The sequence below is a fragment of the Cellvibrio sp. ATLC23 genome (assembly GCF_057196725.1).
In genome coordinates this window covers 1-23,371 of sequence record NZ_JBXUOS010000002.1, presented here as the reverse complement: position 1 = coordinate 23,371, position 23,371 = coordinate 1, and the positions used below count along the sequence as shown (strand labels likewise).

Sequence of the window (23,371 nt, the reverse complement as noted above, 5' to 3'; positions counted from 1 at the left end):
GCTTTTAAGCCCCCAATTTCAAATGCGCTTCTAGCTGAATGACGGTGCCATCGAAATAAAATTTTCCATCGCGGAAATGGTTTTCTAATTGTTTGGATGTCATCGGTTTGGCGTAGAGAAACCCCTGGGCTTGATCACAGCCTTTGTCGCGCAACCATTCGGCTTGCCGCTCGTTTTCAACACCTTCGGCAACAACTCGCATCTGCATGTTGTGCGCCAGGCCGATGATCGATTTAGCAATTGCGGCATCGTTATCGTCGTCGTGAATATCATTGATAAAACTGCGGTCGATTTTGAGTTTCTGAATCGGAAAACGCTGTAAATAGGCGAGCGATGAATAGCCAGTGCCAAAATCGTCGATGGCGAGAAACATGCCCATCTGATTGAGTTGATTGAGCTGATTGATCGTCTCGCCGGCATGTTCCATGGCGCAGCTTTCGGTGATCTCCAGTTCCAGATATTTTGCTTCTAAGCCTATGTCGGTGAGAATGGCTTCGACTTTGCCCGGGAAGTTCTTTTGGCGGAATTGGCGTGGCGACAGATTTACTGCAATTTTGCCGACAAACTTACCTGCATCCAGCCAAATCTTTTGTTGGCGGCAGGCTTCGCGCAGCACCCATTCACCAATCGGCACAATCAAACCTGTCTCTTCGGCGAGCGGAATAAAGTGTGCGGGTGATATTAGCCCCCGGTCTGGGTGCTGCCAGCGCACCAGCGCTTCTACACCCATCATCTCGCCGGTTTTTAAATCGACTTGCGGCTGGTAGTAGAGCACCAGTTGTTGTTGCTCTACGGCGCGGCGCAAATCGTTTTCCAGCAATAAATAATTCACTGCAGTGGCATTCATGCCTTTGGTATAAAACTGGCAATTGTTTTTGCCCGCCTCTTTTGCCTTGTACATAGCAACATCGGCATTTTTTAACAGTTCATCTGTATCCATGCCATCGTCAGGAAATACGCTGACGCCAATACTGACTGTGGTGGAAATACTGTGGCCGCTTATTTCCAGTGGCCGCGCCAATGTTGTCAGCAACTTATTCGCGACAAACACTACGTCTTCCAAGTCGTGAATACCTTCGAGTACTACCACAAATTCGTCGCCACCCAAGCGCGCTACTGTATCCATATCGCGCACCCCTTCATTCAGGCGCATAGCGATGGCTTTCAGCAAAATATCGCCCGCGTCGTGACCGAGGCTGTCATTGATATTTTTGAATCGGTCGATATCGAGCAGCATCAAGGCGACTTTAGAGTCGCTGCGACGCGCGCGCGCCAGGCCGTGATAAATGCGGTCATAAAACAATGAGCGGTTGGGCAGGGAGGTTAGCGAATCGTGGAAGGCCATGTAGTTGAGGCGCGATTGCTGTTCGCGCAGCGCGTTTTCCGCCAATTTGCGCTCCGAAATGTCGGTACCAATGGTACAGACACCAAACACATTGTTTTCTTTATTGCGCAGCGGAAACTTAACCATCAGGTAGGTGTGTTGGCTGCCATCTTTATGCATTAAATTCAGCTCGACCTCGTAGGTCTGCTGTTTGGTTTTGGCGGCTATGTCGATTTCCCACATGGATTGGGCAACGTCTTTGGGGTAAACATCAAACACGTTTTTGCCGACAAATCCGGATTCATCGATATTGGCCATTTGTTTGAAGTGCTCACTTGCCAGCACTACATTACCATCCAAATCCTTCACTGAAATTAGCGCGGGGGAAAAGCGCAGTATCGCATTCAAATAGGTTTCGCTCGCCCAAAGTGCCTGTTCGGCAAGGCGAAACCGCTCGGCTTGCTCTTCGTGGTGCCACATGTCGATGACTTGTCGCACGAGCAGTGAGCTAAATGTCCATACCGTATCCAGTTCACTCACTACCTTTTGCAGTTGCGGTAATTGCTGGGTGGACTCCATATAAAACACGGCGATGGTTTTGTTCTTTTCCAGAATTGGATGCAAAAAGCAGGAGTTGGTGCCTTTTTGGATAAAAAGGGCGCCGAGTTTGCTAATGACCTGCTGATCCAGTGCGCAAGGGTTACCGGAATCAAAAACCTGATGAATGTGTTGGTGAGGTAAATAATTTAGACGGCTAAGTGAAGTCGCCACGCCGCTAACAAAGGGCGCACGTGGGCAAGATGAGGCAATGGCTTCAACATACAGATGGCTATCACGTTCAACAATTAATACAGCGCGGCTTATGGCTTCTTTGGTAATAACCAACTTCACCAACCGCTCGGCAATTTGTTTGTGATTTAAATCGGTAAAAAGTTGCTGAAACTTTTTGATTAATTCTATAGCAGTGTTCTTTGACTGCGCTGCTTCATTATTTTGCATAATCGCTCAATTTGGGTGATCGTCGCGCCATTTAGTGCATCTTCCCATAGGATAACCCTGTTAAAGGCGGTAGATCACTATCACTAAAAACCTAACTTTTGGCCGCTCTTCCGGTGCCTGCATTTCCCAAATTTCTATATCGAATCAGCACTTTACAACAAAAAAGCTTATTGGAGATTTTTTTTATGATAAATAAATAGGGGGCTTACCACCATTACGGAAACTTTATTTAAGATTGGATGGAATCAATACACAGGTGTTTCCAAACTTCCCAATGGATCGGGACATTTTGGGTGAAAGATGAAAATCGCGCCAATAATATGTTTTCATAAGAATGCGTAAAAAACAGGCATAGATACAAAGTGATGACAAGGGGGTGGTAGCGGGAGGCTCGCATTTGTTTAACGCTGCGCTAACATTATATTGATTATCAATGGCATTTCAGGGGAATCGCATGCGCCATCTTGTTCCTTTTGTGGGTGAACGAAAAGTTGTTCGCGCCAATGATGAGCAGGCTCGCGTCAAACGCACGGAAGGGCGGGTGATCGATGAAGTCATCGGCAATGGCAAAGTAGAAAGTAGTTGGGATGATGTGGTGCCCGATGGTTGGGTCGATAAGACCAGACCCAAACCCTTGCTGCCACCAACCGCGGCTGCCCACGGGTCTATAGCAATGCCGCGCGCGCATGTGCCGATTAAGGCGAACCCCCAGGCTGCCTCAAGCCCCACTAAAAAAACAACGCCTGCTAAGCCGCCCTCATCTTCAGCAGTGACCTTTTCAGATTCCGCCAGTATGGATTGGGTGCGGATTAATAATGGGCGCGGTTTGCGTGTGAATATCTATGGCACTATCGATAATGATTTGCGCCAGGAGTGGAGCCGGTTGTTAAACGATCCTGAATCGGCGGATATCAAAGAGTTCGAGTTCAACCTCAGTGAAGCGCCGTCATTAAGTTTAACGGGCTTGGGCATGCTGCTTTTATTTAAAGAACGCAAAGGTTCAGCGCGCGATGCAATCAAGTTGTGTAATTGCAATAAAGATGTGATCGAGTTATTGCAGTGGACTGCTATGGATAAATATTTTGTCATTGAAGGCGCGCAAATCTCACCGGCTAAATAAGTTGCGATTACTTACAAAAAAGCCCGAGTTGCTCGGGCTTTTTGCCTGTTTTCAATATGCGTTACAGTGTTTTTAAAACCCCAATCAGCGCTTGCATTTCGGTATCGGTGCCGATGGTAATGCGCAAAAATTGATTGATTCGTGGTTTGTTAAAATAGCGCACTAGAATTTTGTGGTCGCGCAAATACTGTGCAACTTCAGCAGCATTTTTCCCTACCGGTTCGGTGAAGACGAAATTGGCTTGCGATGGCAAAGTCTTGAAACCGAGTTTATCCAGTTCGCTTACTGTCCAATCGCGGGTGGCGATAATTTTATCGCGACAGCTTTTGAAGTAGGCATCATCTTCAAACGCAACTATCGTCGCTGCTTCTGCCAAACGATCCAGCGGATAAGAATTGAATGAATTCTTGACCCTGTCTAATGCGTCGATCAAATCTTTGTGGCCGACCGCAAAACCTACGCGCATACCGGCGAGTGAGCGGGATTTTGACAAGGTTTGTACCACTAACAAATTGGGGTATTTATCAACTAACGCAATCGCTGTGTCCGCGCCAAAGTCGACATAGGCTTCATCGACTACCACCACCGACTCAGTGTTGTTTTGCAACAAGGCTTCAATGTCTGCGAGCGGTTTGCCAATCGCTGTGGGTGCATTGGGGTTGGGGAAAATAATGCCGCCGTTGGCAATTGCGTAATCAGAAAAGTTAATCGTGTAATCATCGCGCGTCGGAATAGTTTGTGCGGTGATGCCAAATAATTTGCAATAGACCGGATAAAAGCTGTAGCTGATATCGGGGAACAACAGCGGTTTGTCCTGCTGGAAAAAGGCCATAAATAAAAGCCCCAGCACCTCATCTGAACCATTGCCGACAAACACTTGCTCTGCCGTGACATTGTAGTAGTTGGCGATGGTGTTTTTCAGTCTTTTCGAGTTGGGATCCGGGTAGAGGCGCAAACGGTCGATAGCGTCATGGTTGATTACGTCGATCACTTTGGGCGAGGGCGGGTAGGGGCTCTCGTTGGTGTTCAACTTGATCAAACCATCAATTTGCGGCTGTTCACCGGGCACATAGGGCTCCAGTTCACGCACCACCTGACTCCAAAACTTCGACATGTTTGCTCCTCTCGGCACGCATTAAAACGGGTGGGCAGTATACGCTGTGCCAAGCGCTGTTCCTATCCTTCTACTGGTTTTCCGGTGTTGATGGAATATTTATTGCTGGTTCAGAACAGGGTGAGTTAGCTGGGAGCTACACTTAATAGACACACTGCAATTCGAGTAAACACAGGACGCTACTATGAGTCGAACGCCGAAATTAATTATGCTGGATCTGGACGGTACTCTATATGTTGGCAATCAACCCATTCCCGGCGCGATTGACTGTATCCAAAAGTTGCGTGAACGCGGCATAAGCTTGCGCTTCCTTACGAATACAACAACCAAGTCTCAGGATGAATTGGTGGCTCAGTTACGTGTGATGGGTTTTACGTTGGAGGAAGATGAACTGATCAGTGCGCCTGTGGGGGCCAAACTTGAGTTGTTGAGTTTGCAGCAACAATTGCGTCGTCCGGTGCGTATATGGCCGGTGGTGGCCGATAGTATCAAATTGGATTTTTCCGAATTCTGTTGGGATGAAAAAAAACCTGATTACGTGGTGCTAGGTGATATTGGTGATGCTTGGGATTTAAGCCTGATTAATCGCTTATTTAATGCGATGCACGGCGGCGCAGAGTTAATTGCGCTGCATAAAAATCGTTTTTGGCAAACTGAAGATGGTCTTAAAGCCGATATAGGTTTTTTTGTTGCAGGCCTTGAATATGTCAGCAGTAAAAATGCCCGAGTAATGGGGAAACCTAACCGTGATTTTTATCAGCGAGTGCTGGATTCTGCGCTGGTAAATGCAGAGGATGCACTAATGGTTGGCGATGATATTGACAGCGATGTTGGCGGGGCCCAACTAATTGGAATAAAAGGATGCCTGGTTGAAACTGGAAAATTTCGTCGAGCTTACTTTGAGCGGTCTGCAGTCGCACCAGACCATGTTATCCCCTCAATCGCTAACCTGTTGGCTGCCATAACTTAAACGCTTGGTTTTGACTTAGTTAAGGACTGCGCAGTGTCGCCTTAAATTTCATTTTTCTGTCTGTAAACCTTTTTAGCGAAAGTAGCGCTCGCGCACGTTTTTGGCTCGCGCATAATTTTTGCCGGGCGTTAGGTTGATGCATTCTGGTGCAATTAAAAACTTCCACTAAACTAATCTTCAAGATTAAGACAAAAACATAAAGAGATCTGGTTCACCAATTCAATCCTTGTCCCCAGTAATAGCTAGACTCGAGCACAAAATTCATGGGTAATTAACGGGTTTTATTGTATAGCCGCTACTTGGCATGAAAGCCGCATTTGCCAAAATACCTTTTTGTTTAATTCAATCCAACATATTTAGCAGTGTGTTAGGGGCAGGTTTAAGCGTGTGTACGAGATATTTAATTAGTTACTACTGGGAGTGAGTAAATGAATAAAAGACATCCGTTATCCTTAAGTGTTCAATTTATTACATTAGGCGCTGCGAGCTTGTTGATGAGTGTGGCTGTGCCAGTTTTCGCACAACCAGCGGCTGACGACAATATCGAAGAAACTTTGGTTACCGGCTCGCGGATTAAACGCAGCAATTATCAAAATGGTGGACAGGTAGTTCAAATTGAACGCCAGCAAATCGATGCACTAGGGTCGCTAACCATAGCCGATGTGTTGCGCAATTCTCCGCTCAATTCTTTTGGGTCATTCAGCGAGCGGTCGGGCAGTTCTGCGCAGTCCAACGCAACGATAAATCTGCGCGGTTTGGAAGACTTCCGCACCTTGGTCATGCTCGATGGTCGGCGCATGGTGGGCTCGCCGAATTTGGGTGCCTCAACAACCAATATTAATATGGTGCCTATGGCTGCAGTGGAACGGGTTGAGGTCTTGGCCGACGGAGCTTCTGCAGTTTATGGCTCTGATGCAGTTGCGGGCGTTGTGAATATGCATCTGCGTGAAAATTTTGATGGAGTGGAATTTAAAATACGCGGTGGCGATCGCGCGCGCGATGACGGCAGTGAATTCACTGCAAGTCTTTTGGCTGGTGTTGATAGTGATAACAGCAACCTCACTTTTGCCATCGAAAAAAGTATGCGCGATCCAATTTATGATCGCGACCGCAGCTACACAGCGCCGAAAACCCGTGATGTTGACGGCGACGGCGTGATCGATGCCTATGTGGATACTGTTGGCTATTCTATCTACGGCAAATCAATTGCTATTTATGATCCGGACACGGGTTATGATCGAATCAAGGCGGCAAATGGTTGTGCCGCAGGTGATAGTTTTCTCGGTGTAGTGGATGCCGATATTGACTGGGGTGCAGATTCTAATCTGAATGAAAACACCTATTGCATGTATGGCTTTGCCGATGTTTCCGCCAACAAAGCTGAATTGGACAAAACCAATGTGTATGTCAATTACACTTATGATGTAAGTGATTCCACTGAATTTTATGCCCGCGCAATTATTTCGCGCGTTGAGTCGTTTGGGCGTTTTGCACCGCCTGCAGCTACGTGGGATGAAATGCCTGCCGACTATAAGGATGTTCCCTACGATATAGATGCTTTAAAACAGCAGGGGTTGATTGGCGATAATTATGAGCTCACTGGTTACTATCGCTGGACCAATGTTGGGCTGCGCGATAATTTCACTACCGATACACAGTTTGATACCACGTTTGGTTTGCGTGGCGATTTGACGGATGAAGTGAGCTATGAAGTCTATGTGCAAAATAGCCGCTACGACGCAAAAGAATATGGAAAATATTATTTGTCTTATACCGGTCTTGATTATGTGATGAATCAGGGGATCGACCCTTTTTCGGAAGAGGGCGCACAGGCGATGAGCGCCTTAACCACGCAAGATAACCTGAGTGAAATGATGAAGTTTTATGGCCAATTACAATTTGGTATTGGCGATTGGTTTGGCGCTGGCGATGTACTGGCGCTGGTCGGGGCGGAAGAAATTTCGCTGGACTATGAAAATAATTATGATCGTGCATCAGAGGGCGGATTTGTTGGCGGAAGTTCCGGCAATTCAGCGCGTGGTGATCGCGATATATCGGCATTTTTTGCCGAGACGGTAATCCCGGTTAGCGACGCAATTGAATTGAATGCCGCCGTTCGCTACGACTCATACAGCGATTTTGGTTCAGCCACTTCACCTACTATTGCGGCCACTTGGCAGGTGACTGACTCGCTGGTGTTGCGCTCGCGTATTGGGCGCGGATTTCGCGCTCCAGGTTTGGATGAGATCTACGGCGCTACCGCATTTTCTGCCGAAACTGCATCCGATCAATTTACCTGCGCTAAAAATAATATTGCGCCAGAGGATTGTTCCAGTACTCAAATTGATACTTATTTTTACAGCAATAAAAATTTGGATGCAGAAAAATCTGATTCATTTAGCTTGGGTGGTAATTGGCAAATCAGTGATGACTTCTCAGTCGATTTAAGCTATTGGGCGGTCGATATCAGCAACGTTATTATCCAGCCGGTTACGCAAGATGTATTTTATGCCGAAGTGGCGGGTTACCCATTTGATCCTGCGAGCAATACGTATGTTGATCGCAGCGGTGGTAAGCCTATTGTTCATAGCGCCTACGTCAATAACGGTGAACTCTCAACCTCAGGATTGGATTTACAAATCAAAGCGGGTATTGATACAGGCGTAGGGCGTTTCACTTCTGAGTTGTTTGTTGCGCATACCTTGGACTACAAAGAACCCGGCTATTTTAGTGGTCCTCTGCAAGATACTGCGGGTTTTAATTTGCAGCCGGATATGCGCTCCCAATTAGCGCTCGGTTGGAGCTTGGAGCAGCATTCAATCGATATTATTGTCGATTATATCGGCGCATCTTCCCAGCAAGATTTTATTGCGTTCACTGATTCCGGCGATGCTTATTTAGCGACCAGCAATAAAGACCTCAAAAGCTGGACTACCCTAAATGCAGCCTATACCTTTGATGCAGAGGGTTGGGGCAAGGTAAAAGTCGGCGCAACCAACTTAACGGATGAAGATCCAGTGTTTGATCGCAACGGATTATACGAAGAGCCGCACTATGATCTTTACGATAATACCGGGCGTGTTGTCTACGTTGAGTACAGTTTAAAAATTTAGTCTATTTAATCAAGAGCGGTTAATATTTTTCGCTTGAGCTGCAACATAGAAACGCACGTGTAAGTCAAACACGTGCGTTTTATATGGCAGGCAAACAGCGTATGATCGCTACAACCTTATATGGCTTGTGAGAAGTTGTATTACGGTTGGAACATCCTCTTTCGTAAAATCAATAAAAAAGTTGTCCATATGAATAGAACTAGCGGCGAGTTTCTCGGCCACCCCAAAGGCCTGTATGTATGTTTTGCGACCGAAATGTGGGAGCGCTTTTCTTTTTACGGAATGAAGTATTTATTATTGTTGTATCTCACCAAGTATCATTTGTTTTCTGATGCGGATGGATTGGATGTGCTTGGTGCTTATGCAGGATTGGTTTATGCCTTGCCGGTCATTGGCGGATTAATTGCAGACCGCTATTTAGGAATGCGGCGCGCGGTTTTTTTTGGCGCAATATTATTATGTATTGGCCATTTGTTAATGGCTGTTGAGGGGCAGCAAGCTGTTTATTATGCCGTTGGAACTCAACTCACGAGTGACCTGAAACTGGCTGATGGTAATGTTTTAGTTGCGGGTACGGTGCTTGAACAGGCTATCACCAAGCAAGACACCGCTGCATTAAATGTATTTTATCTTGCATTAACTTTTATCGTAGCTGGCGTTGGGTTTCTCAAGCCGAATATTTCGGTCATCGTCGGAAAGTTATATTCAGAAAATGATCCGCGACGCGATTCAGGATTCACTTTGTTTTACATGGGTATAAATGTTGGCGCGATGGTCGCCACTCTGGTGTGCGGTTGGCTGGGTGAAACCTATGGTTGGAATTATGGTTTTGGTTTGGCCGGTATTGGAATGGTAATCGGGATGATCACCTTTTGGATTGGTCAACCTCATTTGTTGGGGCACGCTGAATCACCGTGCATTGACTGGCTGAATTCTCGTGTGTCCGGGTTAAAGCGAGAGTGGTGGATATATTTAGCTACATTCCCGGTGATGGGATTGATTTTTTTCCTGATTCAAAGTGAGCCGGTTGTCCATATTACGCAAAATATTTTTCTGTTAATTGGCATAGTGGGAATTCTTGCCTATTCGATGATCTACCGCTCGTCTGCGCCCCAAAAGCAATCAGTTGCGTTATTCGCTAGCGCGGTAGTTTTCCTTGGGTTGGGTACTATCCTTACACAAAATAATGTCATTAACGTATCGCCTCAAATTGTTGAATATCTCTTATACCTTTCTGTTTTGGTGTTGTTGTTATTTGTCGGTTACGGATTTTGGCGGCACCGGTCGGTGGAATTTACACGTACTTTGGTATTGATGGTGTTAATTATATCTACAGTGGTGTTTTGGTCGCTGTTTGAACAAGGAGCCGGCTCCATGACGCTTTATGCGGATCGAGTGTTGGATCGCGACATTGGTGGTTTTACCTTTGTTGCCAGTCAGGTCGCTGCATTGAATCCTGCATTTATTATGTTATTTGCTTTGCCATTTGCATTTCTATGGCCGTGGTTGGAGGCGCGTAAATTAAACCCCTCTACACCAGTTAAGTTTGCTTTAGGCACTATTCAGGCGGGTTTGGGCTTTGGCGCATTGGTGTTGGGCGCGCAATATCCCGATGAATCAGGCAAGGTCGCTGCTATTTGGATGGTGCTTGCTTATTTATTTCATAGTACGGGTGAATTGTGCTTATCGCCAATCGGCTTGTCTGCTGTAACAAAGTTATCAATACCACGCGTTGTTGGTGTCAGTATGGGCACATGGTTTGTCGCTACTGCACTGTCAGAAACTCTTGCAACACGCCTCTCTAAGCTAGCTGCTATAGATACTGCTAACACGACAGATCCGGTAAAAATACTTGCCACCTACACACAATTATTCGAATTCTTAATGTGGCTCGGTATAGGCTTCGGCATTTTTATGTTGGTTATTTCTCCGTTGCTGAAAAAAGGCATGGGTGGAATTAAGTAATTATTGACGGGATAGATTATGAAAAATCATATAAGCCTGCGCAGTGTTTTATATTCGGCGATTGCGCTCTTTTGTCTGAGTGGCTGCAATAAAGCGCCGTCAACCAGTGAGGTTGCTGCGGCTCCTGCTGTAAAATCGGCCGATGAATTTATCGCCAGTGTGAATAAAACCTATCTCGATAATTATTACGAGTACAACGCAGCCCAGTGGGTTTATGTTACTTACCTGAATGATGATTCAGCGCTGCTGGCAACCAAGTCCAATGAAAAATGGATGGCGATGGAAAAAGAGTTGCTGGCAGAGGCGCGCCACTACAAAGATGCGCCTATGTCAGCGGCTACAAAAAAAGCTTATATCAATATGACCCAAGGCAAAACATTATTGCCACCCGATACACCTGAAGCGCGCGCGGAGCTTGCGCGTATTGGTACGCATATGGAAGGGGTTTACGGTGCCGGGAAATATTGCAAACCAGAAAGCGCTAACACCAGCGATGAAAAAAACTGCCGCGATTTAAATCAGCTTTCCGATGTGCTCGCCAAAAGCCGCGACTACAGCGAACTGGTTGATGCCTGGACGGGTTGGCATAGTATTGCGCGCGCTTATCGCAACGACTATCAGCGTTACGTTGAGATTGCCAATAGCGGCGCGCGTGCTTATGGTTTTGGTGATTTAGGTGCGTCATGGAAGTCTGGCTACGACATGCCCACCAACGAATTTGAAAACGAAGTGGAGCGCTTGTGGCAACAAGTAGAACCCTTATATAAGGCGTTGCATTGCAAGGTGCGCGCTGATCTTGCCAAACAATACGGCGAGGATAGAGTACCGCTAAACAAACCTATTCCCGCTCATCTGCTCGGCAATATGTGGAGCCAGCAGTGGGATGGTATTTACGATTTGGTAGAACCTTATCCCGGCGTGGGCGATCTTGATATCACTGCTGCCTTGGTAAAACAAAACAAAGATGCGATTGCTATTACCAAAATAGCGGAAAACTTTTTTACTTCACTTGGCTTGCGCGCACTGCCAGACAGTTTTTGGAAAAAATCCATGCTAACCAAGCCGCGCGATCGCGAAGTGGTTTGCCATGCAAGCGCCTGGACGATGGATGCAAAAGAAGATGTGCGCATCAAACAATGTGTTGAGCCTACCGAAACAGAGTTTGAAACAATACATCACGAGTTGGGGCATATCTATTATGATCTGGCCTATAACGATAAACCCATGTTATTTCAAAACGGCGCGAACGACGGCTTTCATGAAGCGATAGGCGATACAATTGTATTGTCGATTACGCCTGGTTACTTAAATGCAATCGGCTTAATTGAAAACGTTGAAGCTAACGAGCAATCGGTTATTAATCAACAAATGAAATTGGCGCTCGGAAAAATTGCCTTTCTACCTTTTGGAAAACTAATGGATCAATGGCGTTGGAAAGTATTCTCTGGTGAAATTAAACCGGAAGATTACAACAAAGCCTGGTGGGAATTACGCACGCAATATCAGGGCATTACGCCACCGGTTGAACGCACAGAACAAGATTTTGACGCAGGTGCAAAATACCATATAGCCGCCAATGTACCTTACACCCGCTATTTTATTGCGCATATTTTGCAATTCCAATTTCACAAGGCTCTATGCGATGCGGCTGGTTTCAAAGGCCCTTTGCATGAATGTTCAATTTACAACAGCAAAGAAGCGGGCAAAAAATTACAAACTATGCTCGCCGCCGGTGCTAGCAAACCCTGGCAAGACGTCTTGGAAGAGGCCATAGGCACCCGCCAAATGGACGGCTCCGCTATCATCGATTATTTCGCCCCGCTAATGCAGTGGTTGGAAAAAGAAAACCAAGGGCAGGCCTGCGGCTGGTAAAACAGCATACAAAAAATAAATAAAAAAGCGGCTGGATAAACTCCAGCCGCTTTTTTATAGAGCAAATATAATTCAGTGGTTATTAAAATCCAATTTTCTGCAAGTGCGGATTATCCACCGTAACTTCCAGTGTTTTTATCTCTTCCAAAACAACCAGCCGCTCAACTCCATTCATATCAATCTTTATGCATTCATCGCGGTGGTCATTGCGCTGTGTGTCTTGCGCAATGCCTTGAATGATGTCCCCCGATTTTAGTGTGAGTTTAATCGGGTAGTGATACATGCACACAATTTCAATATGATCGTGTTGGTTGCAGCTGATCATTTAGAGAGTCCTCGCCTAGCTTGGCATTAACTGCGAATTAAAGGTTTGAATAAACCATAACGCCAATCGCGCATGGCCATTACGACTGTTACGCCATTGCGTTTATCAAGGGGGAGGGCTGCGTCTTGGCTGTTAAGGTCGTCAAACTCGCGAGCAATTTTTTTCAGTTTGCGCTGAAATTCGCCATTGCTCTGGGGCGACAACATGCCGTTGAGTACCAGCAGGCATTCGTCGCTGTCTTTAAATTCTGTTTTAAAATATTCCTGCGCAATTTTTTCCTGAAAAAAGTGTTGGATGGGGCCATTTTCGCGCCAGCTAAAATTGGTGGCTACCAGTAATTTGATTTTATTTTTCGGCAGTAACTCAATTATTTTCAGCTTGTCGAGCCGCGCCAGTTTTTGTATGCATATTGGTTCGCTCAGGTTGTAAAAGGAGATTATATCCTCAAGGCTCCAGCGATTTAGCGCACACACGGTGATTAATAATAAAACCAGATCCCGTGCTATTTCCTCTTCTTGATCAGCCGTGAGTTGCTGCAAGCGCGGCTGCTGCTCATTCATCATTTGCACCAGATCAGAAATTTCCATGCCCATGATCTGACAAATCTGTTCAAGCCGCGCGAGGGAAATGGCCTGCTCAGAGAACAGGCGCTTGACGCTGGCCTCGGTCAAATCCAGTTTTGGTGCTATGTCGGCATAGGTTAGCCCGTGAGCCTTGAGTGCTTTTTTTAGCGTGTTTAGCAGAGAGGCAATTTGCGGCACAGTGTCATCCCTATAAGTTAATAAATTCGTTCAGCTGGGTTTAAAACGAAACATGCGCAGGGTTAGTAGTAATGCTGCACAACTTAATCCGGCAATTAATGCCGTCCAGAAACCGGATGCACCCATAGAAGCGCCGAGCCAATCCTCAAATGTCAGTACATAGCCCAGCGGCAAACAAATTCCCCAGAACGACAGCAACATAATCAGCATGGGAATTTGAGTGTCTTTATAACCGCGCTGTACGCTAATCATCGTCACTTGAATTACATCGACTATTTGGAAAACGGCGGCAAGCATAAATAATTTTGTAGCGATGCTGAGTACTGCTAGGTCTGAGGTATAAAGGCTCGCTAAATAATCTCGCCCAAAAAATAAAATAGGGGCGTTAACGCAGCTAATACCAATGGCCAATAGCAGTGAGCTGCGTGCCAACAGACGCGCTTCTTCATAATCTTTTGCGCCGACTAAAAAACTCACACGCAAGGTGAGCGCCATGCCCAAACTTAATGGCAGCATAAAAAACACGGAGGTCGCATTTAATACGATTTGGTGGCTGGCAACGGTAGTTGCACCAAGCGGTGCTAAAAACAAAGCGATCATACAAAACATGCTGACTTCAACAAAAAGAGTGAAGCCTATGGGTAAACCGAGTCTCAATAGCTCTTTTATTTCCAGCTTATTGATTGCCACCCAGTCGCCAATTAAATGAAAGTTTTTGTAGGTACTGCTGCGGTTTAAATAGAGGATGAGCGCAATGGTTGCAACCCAGTTGGAAATACTGGTGGCCCAACCGCAGCCGATACCACCCATCGCCGGTAGTTGGAAAATAATAAAATCATAACCGTAAATAAAAATATAATTTAGCGGCAAATTTAACAGGGTGCTGAGTAGTGAAAACGCCATAATGACCCGTGTATGACCAAGGCCATCGGTCAAGCCGCGCAGCGCGATCAGCAATAAGAGTGCAGGTACACCCCAGGAAAATGCTTTGAGATAACCATCGGCTATGGCCATTGTGGTGGTATCTAATTTCAAAAGAGCGAGCAGTGGTTGTACGTTCACCAACAATAAAATCATCAGCACCATGGCGGCCAGTGCAATATAAATTCCCTGCCAGGTGGTGGGCATAATTTTGCGCACATCGCCTGCACCCAGGTGGCCAGAAATAATCGGCTGCAACGCACCCAGCACCCCAACAAAAAAGAGCAGCACAGGTACCCATATACTCGTCCCTATACCTACCCCCGCCAAATCCTCCGCGCTGGCATGCCCGGCCATCACCGTATCAATCACCCCATTGGCCATCTGCGCCAGTTGTGCAATTAATATCGGCATGCCGAGCAGTGCGAGTTGTTTCCACTCAATGAGTGTGCGCTGCACAAGGCTTAGGTTGTGATCGGGAAGGGGTTGGTCGACGTTTGAAAGTTCCACAGGGTATCCGTTGTATGGGGCGGTTGGGCGTTGTATCCCGAAGGATGGGCAGGTGGGATTCTAGCGGAAAAAGAGGATTCAAGCAGTTTGAGACTGATTGATATCAATGCTATCATTTGTTCGTTATCAAATGACCTCAGGGGGTTGTTATGGCAAATCTCATAGTCCGCAATGTTGATGATGCAATCGTGCAAGCGTTAAAGGCGCGTGCCGGTCTCGAAGGTGTTAGCGCAGAAGCTGAACACAGAAAAATTTTAGAGCGCGCATTGTTGCGTCCCGCAAAGAAAAGTTTTGCGGATGTGCTTCGTTCTATTCCCGAAGTCGGACAAAATTCAGATTTTGAGCGTGTACAGGATAAGGGCGCGCCCGATGTATTTAATTGATACCAATGTCATCAGTGAGCTGCGGAAGAAAGGGAATATCAATAAGGGTGTAAAGGATTTTTTTGACCAGGCAGTATTTAACAGTACACCTATGTACATTAGTGTTGTCACGCTCGGTGAGCTGCGTCGCGGTATTGAATTAATTCGGCATCGGGGAGATTCGGTGCAAAGCCAAATGTTGGAACAATGGCTCAATCTTATTCTCGATGAATATGATGAATGCATTCTCGAATTTTCTCAGGAGGTGGCTCAGGTGTGGGGCGCCCTGCGTGTTCCTCATCATGAAAATGCATTAGACAAGCAAATAGCTGCGACTGCTCTTGTTTACGATTTGTGTGTAGTAACGAGAAATATTGAAGATTTTAAAACTACGGGCGTAAAAGTCATAAATCCGTTCAATTAGGCTCCAATCCACCTAACCACCGGCAATGCATTTTCAAAATCCCCAATCTCAATCCGCGTACAACTCGCGTAATCAATCTGCAATTGTTTGAATAGCGCGGCGTTGCGCCAATCTAATTGCAGTATGTGGGCGATAAGAATACGGATAACACCGCCGTGACAAACAATCACTTTATGCCCCGGTGTATTGCTGCTGATAAGTTTTTCCCAGCTATTGATAATTCGGGTGGCAAATTCGGCGAGTGATTCACCTTGTGGTGGTTGCATAGAATCGGGTGAGTGCCAGAAGGCTTCGATATTTTTCCATTCATCGCCCAGCTCATCAAACGGGATTCCATCCCAAACACCAAAATTCATTTCTTGTAAGTTGTCTTCCGTTTGCAGCGGGATGTGCTGCTGCGTGGAAAATTCCTGTGCGACTTGCAGGCAGCGAATTTTGGGTGAACTAATAAGTTGGGTGATGGGATTTTGCGTGTGTAGATTATTCAGTGCGCGGGTTAAATCACTATGGCCTGCGGTGCTGAGTGGGATATCGGTTTTGCCGTAAAGCGCGGCTGGGCCTGCGACTTTGCCGTGCCTTACTAAGGTGATGAGAGTTGTGCTGGGGATAAGAGTTGCGCTGGTGATGAGAGTTGCGCTCATTGTGTGGTGTCTTTTAAGGTTATTGGCAAACCGGCGGCGACAAATAAAACCTTATCGGCAATTTGTGCGAGTTGCTGATTTAATCTGCCTGCTTCATCGACAAATTTTCGGCTCACTTCCCCCAGTGGAATAATGCCCAGCCCGACTTCATTGGCGACAAAAATGACCTCGGTCTTATTTGCATGGAGGCTATTCACCAGTTCATCAAACAGCGCAGAAAAATCTTGTTCGGGGAATTCAAATAATTGGTTGTTTAGCCACAGGGTTAAACAATCTACTAAAATGGTTTGTGACTTCTGCGTTTCTTTTTGCAGCGCAACGGCTAAATCCAACGGGCATTCACGCACACGCCATTCACTGGGGCGATTGTGTTGATGATGTTCAATCCGCAGCGCCATTTCTTCATCTAATGCAGTGGCAGTGGCGATATAAACGACGGGTAATTGATTTGCGCTCGCCAGCGCTTGTGCAATGCGCGATTTACCTGAGCGGGCGCCGCCTAAGACTAAGGTGATCATAAAATAGCCGCCACTAATAAAGCATAAATAACCAATTCACAAATTTGCTGCGCCGCACCCAAACAATCGCCGGTATAACCGCCAATTTGTTTTTGAAAATAATATTTTGCGGCGTAGCGAACCACAATTAATGTGGCGATGATTAATAACGCTTGTTGCCAGTGCAGTAGAAAAAATACCGGCAGGCAAGTGGTTAACAAAATCATTAAATCGGTTCTGGATTGGTTGTTTGCGAGTGGTTTACTTTTACTGCCATCCTCCTCGGCCACGTAGCGCATATCAAACACCAAGCTTGCAGCGACTGCGCGTGATAATGCGTAGGCAATCAATAGGGTTAGCGCGATTTGCGTGTTTTCAATCAGCAACAGATATTTTCCTAACAGCGCCATTACCAATGCGATTGCACCGTAAGTTCCTATGCGGCTGTCTTTCATAATGCTGAGTTTTTTCTCGCGCACAAATGCGCCGCCAAATCCATCGGCGGTATCGGCAAGGCCGTCTTCATGAAATGCACCGGTGAGTAATAAACTAAAAGCCATCGCCAACCAAAGGCTGATTGAATTGGAAAAAAGATAATCCGCCGCGATAAAAATCAATGCAACCAAGCCGCCCAATAACCAACCAACAAGTGTGAAGTAGCGGCTGGCGCGGTTGAGATTTTCCGGCGAGTATTCAATCCACGCGGGCATGGGAATGCGGCTGAAAAAACCGAGTGCGAGAAAAAATAAATTGAGCTGTTGCTTCACACTTTTACACCGGCACTTTCGAAGGTTGCCATCTGATTATAAAAACTCACTGCGGCTTGGATCAATGGCAGCGCTAGCGCCGCGCCCGTGCCTTCGCCTAAACGCATGCCGAGGTTGAGCAAAGGTTTTGCATCTAACATACGCAGCATTAATTGATGACCAGCTTCTTCGGATTCATGGGCGAAAATCATATAGTCGCGTGTGTGCGGATTTATATTTACTGCGAGTAAAGCCGCAGCGGTAACGATAAAACCATCCACTACAATCAAGCGGCCAGCTTGTGCAGTGGCGAGCATGGCGCCGCAGATTTGGGCGATTTCAAAGCCGCCGACTTCACACAAAATATTGAGCGGCGATTTGTCTTTAATTCGCGCGACGGCCTGACTAACCAGCGCGATTTTTTTGGCGAGTTGTGTTTCATCAATACCTGTGCCTAAACCGACGCAGGTTTCTACGGGGGCATCGCTAAGTGTGGCGAGGATTGCTGCCGCAGAACTGCTATTGCCGATGCCCATTTCACCAAAGGCTAATAAGTTTGAACCGGCGGCGATTTCGCTTTCGGCAAATTCTTTGCCCAGGGTGAGTGCGCGTTCAGCTTGCACCAAAGTCATTGCCGGTTCGTGGGCAAAGTTGCGTGTGCCAGCGGCAATACGTTGCATAAATAATGCGGAAGGTGCGGGTTTGATTTCATCTTTTATTCCCGCATCAATCACTTTGAGCGGAATGTGATTGGTGCGGCAAAAACAATTGATCGCCGCGCCGCCCGCTAAAAAATTGCGCACCATTTGTTGCGTCACGCTGCTGGGTGCGATGCTCACACTTTCTTCGGCAATGCCGTGATCAGCGGCAAATACCAGCATCAGCGGCCGCTCAATGCTGAGCCGCTTGCGCTGCTGCACCAAGGCGATCTGCAGTGCGAGCTGTTCAAGCTGGCCGAGTGCGCCAAGGGGTTTGGTTTTTTGGTCGATACGTTCCTGAATTTCAGGGATTAAATCGCGTTTTAGCGGGGCTATTTGCCAGTCAAATATCATTGTTCAGTTTCCTTTGCTGAGGCCGCGCAACTTACCATATCTGGTCCTGTCTAGCCGCCGTTATCGGGTCATTTGGCGTATAATCGCGCCCTGTTTTTTGCCAACCTATCTGTTCTTGCCTATCAATCTGTTTTTGTATATGTCTGGAGTCTGCCATGTTTGAATCCTTGTCTCTGTTACCTGCCGATCCAATTTTGGGTTTAAGCATCGCCTACGCCAATGACATCAACCCAAACAAGGTGGATCTGGGAGTGGGAGTGTACAAAAATGATGCAGGTGTAACGCCAATTATGAAGGCGGTGGCCGAAGCGGAAAAATTGCGCATCAGCCGCGAGACCAGCAAGGCCTACACCCCGCCCGCAGGTTACCCGGGCGCCAATGAAGTGGTTACGAAGTTGGTGTACGGTGCGGATCACCCCGCAGTGGCGGCCAACCGTGTACGCACTATTCAGACTCCCGGCGGCTGCGGCGCGTTGCGGGTGGCGGCAGAATTGATTCAGCGCGCCAAACCCGGTGCGAGCTTGTGGGTGAGCGTGCCCACTTGGGCAAACCATGTGCCCCTGTTGGGCAGTGCCGGTTTGAAATTGCGCGAATACCCTTATTACGATTACGCGACCCACAGCATTAATTTTGCAGCCATGCTGGCGACCCTGAATGAAATCCCGCGCGGCGATTTGGTGTTGTTACACGCTTGCTGTCACAACCCGAGCGGTGCGGATTTATCGCGTGTGCAGTGGGATCAAGTCGCCGATGTGTTGCAAGCGCGCGGCATCATTCCGTTTATCGATATGGCTTACCAAGGGTTTGGTGAAGGGCTGGAAGAGGATACTTACGGCTTGCGTTTAATGGCGGCGCGGTTGCCAGAAGTGATTGTTGCAACTTCATTCTCCAAAAATTTTGGTTTGTATCGCGAGCGCGCCGGTAGCTTGAGCATGGTGTTTGCCGACGAACAACAAGCCAATGCAGGCAATAGCCAATTACTCAGCGTCACCCGTGGCCTCTATTCCATGCCGCCTGCGCATGGTTCAGCGCTGATCGATATTATTTTGCACAGCGATGAATTAACCAAAGTCTGGAGCGACGAGTTAACCCTTATGCGCGAACGCATCGCCGATTTGCGTATGGAGTTAGTACAAAGCCTGAATAGCTTGCAAAAGACCCACGACTTTCACTTTATCGCCAACGAGCGCGGCATGTTTTCATTTTTGGGTTTGAGTGTTGAGCAAGTGCATAAACTCAAAAGCGAATACAGCATTTACATGACCGATACCAGCCGCATCAGCGTAGCGGGTTTGAGCATGGAAAAAATGGATTATGTGGCTAAGGCGATAGTGTCGGTGTTGTAAACCAGTAAAAGAATCGCGGAAAAATGTAAAAGGCCTAGAGGATTGCTTCTAGGCCTTTTTTTTCAATGATATTGAGCAAGCGTAAAGATGAGCCATTAGGTTTGTTATCGCCCGATTCCCATTTTTGTAATGCAGAGGTGCTGACATTAAGTACTGTTGCCATCACGCTTTGGCTCAGGTGTTCACGCAAGCGCAAAGCTTTAATTTGTTGTGGCGAAATATCTTGTACTTCCAGGTTGCGCAAGGGTTCGTATTCATTCATGCGGCGCGCGCTAATAACACCTGCGTTATGCAAACCTGTAACGGTTTCTTGTAACTCACTTAATAAACGACTAGTTGATGCTTTCATAATTTATCTCCAACAATTCACCAGAATTTAGCGCAGTTTTCAGTTGTTGATCGTTTAATGATAAAAGGTCATGAGCGAGTTGCTGCAAGTATTTCAATTCAATACTGCTGATATTGTCCCGTTCATTTTTGTGAAAACCAAATACAAAAAACCAGCGATTTTGCATGCGAGTTGCAATGAGTGTTCTGGCGCCACCGCGCTTGCCGCGCCCGCTAATTGCTACGCGTTTTTTGAATACATTGCCGCCGAGATTTGCATCCACTAACCCTTGTTTTATTTCGGTCACAGCGTTGCAAAGGGCTTGATCGGTTATTTCTAGCGCACACCAGCGGTTAAAGCTTTTGGTTTTGAAGAGTCTATCCATCGCTATTTCCAGTCTGTCCTTGAGCCTTAAACTATATCATCTGGTGATATAGTCTAAGGTGTTTTATTGATTATGAAAGTGTGAATTCAACATCTGATAGAAAAATAAGTATTTTGTAGGGCTTAGTCTTGCTTGTCATAGTTATACTCAATCGCACCGTTACTTATTGTAAATTTAGTTAATGCCATACTTTTGAGCTAAGGTTGTGTTGTTCGCACGATAAGCATTCAACTTATATCAGCACAACAGGAGATAGCTATGGAAAACAATCAATCTGCCGGTAAATGCCCGGTTATGCATGGCGGTAATACTGCATCGAGCAAGTCCAACACGGCTTGGTGGCCGAATGCATTGAATCTCGACATTCTTCATCAGCACGACCGCAAGACCAATCCGCTGGGCGATGATTTTAACTACGCCGAGGCGTTTAAATTCCTCGATTTGCAAGCCGTTAAAGACGATCTCAAAGCACTGATGACCAACAGCCAAAGCTGGTGGCCAGCCGACTGGGGTCACTACGGCGGTTTGTTTATCCGAATGGCGTGGCACTCGGCGGGTAGCTACCGTATTGCTGACGGTCGCGGCGGCGCAGGCACGGGTAATCAACGTTTTGCACCGCTGAATAGCTGGCCGGATAACGGTAATTTGGATAAAGCCCGCCGTTTGTTATGGCCAATCAAAAAGAAATACGGCAACAAACTTTCCTGGGCGGATTTGATGATCCTTGCGGGCAATATGGCTTATGAATCCATGGGGTTAAAAACCTTTGGTTTTGCCGGTGGCCGCGAGGATATTTGGCATCCTGAAAAAGATACCTACTGGGGCTCGGAAAAAGAGTGGCTGGCCAAAAGCGGTGGCGAAGGCAGCCGGTACAGTGGAGCGCGCGATCTGGAAAATCCGTTGGCGGCGGTGATGATGGGTTTGATTTATGTGAACCCTGAGGGTGTAGACGGCAATCCAGATCCGCAAAAAACTGCTAATGATATTCGCATCACCTTCGCGCGTATGGCGATGAACGATGAAGAAACCGTAGCGCTTACGGCGGGTGGTCACACAGTCGGTAAGGCACACGGTAATGGCAGTGCGGCGAATTTGGGGCCAGAGCCGGAAGCGGCGGATGTGGAAGAGCAGGGCTTGGGTTGGAATAATCACAAAACCCGTGGCATTGGTCGCGATACAGTCACCAGTGGTATCGAAGGTGCCTGGACAACCAATCCAACCCAGTGGGATAACGGCTACTTTCAAATGCTGTTGAATCACGAATGGGAACTGACCAAAAGCCCGGCGGGTGCATGGCAGTGGCAACCGGTTGATATTAAAGAGGAAGACAAACCCGTCGATGTAGAAGACTCATCGATTCGCTGTATGCCATTGATGACTGATGCCGATATGGCGATGAAAGTGGATCCAGAGTATCGCAAAATTTCTGAGCGTTTTGCTAAAGATCAAGCCTACTTTTCGGAAGTGTTTGCGCGCGCTTGGTTCAAATTAACGCACCGCGATTTAGGGCCAAAAGCGCGTTACTTGGGCAGCGATGTACCGGCAGAAGATTTGATTTGGCAAGACCCTGTGCCCGCAGTGGATTACACGCTGAGCGATGCCGAAATTGCCGAGTTGAAAACAAAAATTCTCGCCAGCGGTGTCAGTGTTGCGGATTTGGTGGCTACCGCATGGGACAGCGCGAGAACGTTTCGCGGTTCCGATTTCCGCGGTGGTGCCAATGGTGCGCGCATTCGTTTAGCGCCGCAAAAAGATTGGGAAGGCAATGAGCCTGCGCGTTTGCAAAACGTGTTGAATGCGCTGGCGACAATTCAATCCGGTCTGGACAAAAAAGTCAGCATGGCGGATTTGATTGTATTGGGCGGAACCGCTGCGGTAGAAAAAGCCGCGCAAGATGCGGGCGTTAATATCACCGTGCCGTTTGCAGCCGGTCGCGGCGATGCAACCGAGGCGCAAACCGATGCAGAATCTTTTGCACCGCTTGAGCCAATTCATGACGGTTTCCGCAACTGGGTGAAAAAAGATTACACCGTACAGCCAGAAGAAATGTTGCTCGACCGCGCGCAACTGATGGGTTTAACCGCACCGGAAATGACGGTGTTAATTGGTGGGTTGCGTGTACTGGGCACCAACCACGGCGGCAGCAAACACGGCGTGTTTACCGATAAAGTCGGTGTGCTCAGCAATGATTTTTTCGTCAACCTGACCGACATGAGCTACCAGTGGAAACCAACGGGTAAAAACAGCTACAACATTGTTGAGCGCAATACCGGCAATGTGAAATGGACGGCAACGCGAGTAGATTTAGTGTTTGGCTCCAACTCGATTTTGCGCTCCTACGCCGAAGTCTACGCGCAAGACGATAACCGCGAGAAGTTTGTAAAAGACTTTGTAAAAGCCTGGGTAAAAGTGATGAATGCAGATCGCTTTGATTTGAAATAATTGCAGGGCTAAAAACAAAAAAAAGGGCGATGAAAATCATCGCCCTCAGATCGCTGACAAACCCCACCCTAAAAAGTGGGGTTTTGTTTTTTTAGCCCGCGCTGTGCATAAACCACATTTCTTGAGATTTATTTCCAATCCGCTCATTTTTCCC

At 47.1% G+C, this 23,371-nt stretch carries 20 protein-coding genes; 9 read left to right on the top strand and 11 right to left on the bottom strand.

From position 1 onward, the window contains the following. Positions 1-4: 4 nt before the first annotated feature. On the bottom strand, positions 5-2,323 hold the full coding sequence (locus tag AC2CG4_RS03120; RefSeq protein ID WP_484484878.1) for a putative bifunctional diguanylate cyclase/phosphodiesterase: 2,319 nt from the start codon (positions 2,321-2,323) through the stop codon (positions 5-7). A 454-nt stretch (positions 2,324-2,777) separates the two neighbouring features. Between AC2CG4_RS03120 and AC2CG4_RS03115 the strand changes: the two genes are divergently transcribed. Beyond that, positions 2,778-3,443 carry an STAS domain-containing protein gene (locus AC2CG4_RS03115; RefSeq protein WP_484484877.1) on the top strand — a complete coding sequence of 222 codons (666 nt, stop codon included), beginning with the start codon at positions 2,778-2,780 and terminating at the stop codon, positions 3,441-3,443. A 61-nt stretch (positions 3,444-3,504) separates the two neighbouring features. Here the strand turns inward: AC2CG4_RS03115 and hisC are convergent, their stop codons facing one another. Further along, entirely contained in the window at positions 3,505-4,557 is a 1,053-nt protein-coding gene (hisC, locus tag AC2CG4_RS03110) for a histidinol-phosphate transaminase (protein ID WP_484484876.1), read from the bottom strand. Between the two features lie 184 nt (positions 4,558-4,741). Between hisC and AC2CG4_RS03105 the strand changes: the two genes are divergently transcribed. From AC2CG4_RS03105 to AC2CG4_RS03090, 4 genes are all read left to right on the top strand, one after another. Then, a complete protein-coding gene (locus tag AC2CG4_RS03105; RefSeq protein ID WP_484484875.1) occupies positions 4,742-5,527 on the top strand; it encodes a TIGR01458 family HAD-type hydrolase in 786 nt (261 codons plus the stop codon). A 428-nt stretch (positions 5,528-5,955) separates the two neighbouring features. Next, positions 5,956-8,640, top strand: coding sequence for a TonB-dependent receptor plug domain-containing protein (locus AC2CG4_RS03100; protein WP_484484874.1), 2,685 nt, complete (start codon positions 5,956-5,958; stop codon positions 8,638-8,640). Positions 8,641-8,829: 189 nt separating this feature from the next. Continuing rightward, complete coding sequence (locus tag AC2CG4_RS03095; protein WP_484484873.1) at positions 8,830-10,605, top strand: peptide MFS transporter; 1,776 nt, start codon at positions 8,830-8,832, stop codon at positions 10,603-10,605. Between the two features lie 18 nt (positions 10,606-10,623). Beyond that, positions 10,624-12,477, top strand: a complete 1,854-nt coding sequence (locus AC2CG4_RS03090) for a M2 family metallopeptidase (RefSeq protein ID WP_484484872.1) — start codon at positions 10,624-10,626, stop codon at positions 12,475-12,477. 82 nt (positions 12,478-12,559) lie between these two features. Here the strand turns inward: AC2CG4_RS03090 and AC2CG4_RS03085 are convergent, their stop codons facing one another. Genes AC2CG4_RS03085 through AC2CG4_RS03075 form a run of 3 tightly spaced genes read right to left on the bottom strand, consistent with a single transcriptional unit; the run spans position 12,560 to position 14,994 of the window. Continuing rightward, positions 12,560-12,802 (bottom strand): Rho-binding antiterminator, encoded by a 243-nt coding sequence (locus tag AC2CG4_RS03085; protein ID WP_062063331.1) that lies wholly within the window; start codon positions 12,800-12,802, stop codon positions 12,560-12,562. Positions 12,803-12,828: 26 nt separating this feature from the next. Beyond that, positions 12,829-13,563: a helix-turn-helix domain-containing protein gene (locus AC2CG4_RS03080; RefSeq protein ID WP_484484871.1), complete on the bottom strand. Its 735-nt coding sequence runs from the start codon at positions 13,561-13,563 to the stop codon at positions 12,829-12,831. A gap of 30 nt (positions 13,564-13,593) precedes the next feature. Continuing rightward, complete coding sequence (locus tag AC2CG4_RS03075; protein ID WP_484484870.1) at positions 13,594-14,994, bottom strand: MATE family efflux transporter; 1,401 nt, start codon at positions 14,992-14,994, stop codon at positions 13,594-13,596. Between the two features lie 149 nt (positions 14,995-15,143). On the opposite strand from AC2CG4_RS03075, the gene AC2CG4_RS03070 reads away from it, so the two are divergent. Continuing rightward, positions 15,144-15,377, top strand: coding sequence for a FitA-like ribbon-helix-helix domain-containing protein (locus AC2CG4_RS03070; RefSeq protein ID WP_484484869.1), 234 nt, complete (start codon positions 15,144-15,146; stop codon positions 15,375-15,377). Next, positions 15,364-15,780 carry a PIN domain-containing protein gene (locus AC2CG4_RS03065; RefSeq protein WP_484484868.1) on the top strand — a complete coding sequence of 139 codons (417 nt, stop codon included), beginning with the start codon at positions 15,364-15,366 and terminating at the stop codon, positions 15,778-15,780. The genes AC2CG4_RS03070 and AC2CG4_RS03065 overlap by 14 nt, the downstream gene beginning before the upstream one ends. Here the strand turns inward: AC2CG4_RS03065 and AC2CG4_RS03060 are convergent. From AC2CG4_RS03060 to cobT, 4 genes are read right to left on the bottom strand one after another with little or no spacing between them, the layout of a single operon-like run. Then, entirely contained in the window at positions 15,777-16,421 is a 645-nt protein-coding gene (locus AC2CG4_RS03060) for a histidine phosphatase family protein (RefSeq protein WP_484484867.1), read from the bottom strand. The genes AC2CG4_RS03065 and AC2CG4_RS03060 overlap by 4 nt on opposite strands. Then, entirely contained in the window at positions 16,418-16,939 is a 522-nt protein-coding gene (gene cobU / locus AC2CG4_RS03055; RefSeq protein WP_484484866.1) for a bifunctional adenosylcobinamide kinase/adenosylcobinamide-phosphate guanylyltransferase, read from the bottom strand. The genes AC2CG4_RS03060 and cobU overlap by 4 nt, the downstream gene beginning before the upstream one ends. Next, positions 16,936-17,685 (bottom strand): adenosylcobinamide-GDP ribazoletransferase, encoded by a 750-nt coding sequence (locus tag AC2CG4_RS03050; protein WP_484484865.1) that lies wholly within the window; start codon positions 17,683-17,685, stop codon positions 16,936-16,938. The genes cobU and AC2CG4_RS03050 overlap by 4 nt, the downstream gene beginning before the upstream one ends. Beyond that, positions 17,682-18,716: a nicotinate-nucleotide--dimethylbenzimidazole phosphoribosyltransferase gene (gene cobT / locus AC2CG4_RS03045; protein WP_484484864.1), complete on the bottom strand. Its 1,035-nt coding sequence runs from the start codon at positions 18,714-18,716 to the stop codon at positions 17,682-17,684. The genes AC2CG4_RS03050 and cobT overlap by 4 nt, the downstream gene beginning before the upstream one ends. Positions 18,717-18,871: 155 nt before the next feature. Here cobT and AC2CG4_RS03040 point away from each other — a divergent pair, with 155 nt between their 5' ends. Beyond that, on the top strand, positions 18,872-20,062 hold the full coding sequence (locus AC2CG4_RS03040; RefSeq protein WP_484484863.1) for an amino acid aminotransferase: 1,191 nt from the start codon (positions 18,872-18,874) through the stop codon (positions 20,060-20,062). A gap of 34 nt (positions 20,063-20,096) precedes the next feature. Here AC2CG4_RS03040 and AC2CG4_RS03035 read toward each other — a convergent pair whose 3' ends face one another. Both AC2CG4_RS03035 and AC2CG4_RS03030 read right to left on the bottom strand, forming a co-directional pair. Further along, a complete protein-coding gene (locus AC2CG4_RS03035; RefSeq protein ID WP_484484862.1) occupies positions 20,097-20,411 on the bottom strand; it encodes a helix-turn-helix domain-containing protein in 315 nt (104 codons plus the stop codon). After that, positions 20,395-20,775: a type II toxin-antitoxin system RelE/ParE family toxin gene (locus tag AC2CG4_RS03030; protein WP_484484861.1), complete on the bottom strand. Its 381-nt coding sequence runs from the start codon at positions 20,773-20,775 to the stop codon at positions 20,395-20,397. Before AC2CG4_RS03030 ends, AC2CG4_RS03035 begins: the two co-directional genes overlap by 17 nt. A gap of 258 nt (positions 20,776-21,033) precedes the next feature. On the opposite strand from AC2CG4_RS03030, the gene katG reads away from it, so the two are divergent. Continuing rightward, positions 21,034-23,217 (top strand): catalase/peroxidase HPI, encoded by a 2,184-nt coding sequence (gene katG, locus AC2CG4_RS03025; RefSeq protein ID WP_484484860.1) that lies wholly within the window; start codon positions 21,034-21,036, stop codon positions 23,215-23,217. The last annotated feature ends 154 nt before the right edge of the window (positions 23,218-23,371 follow it).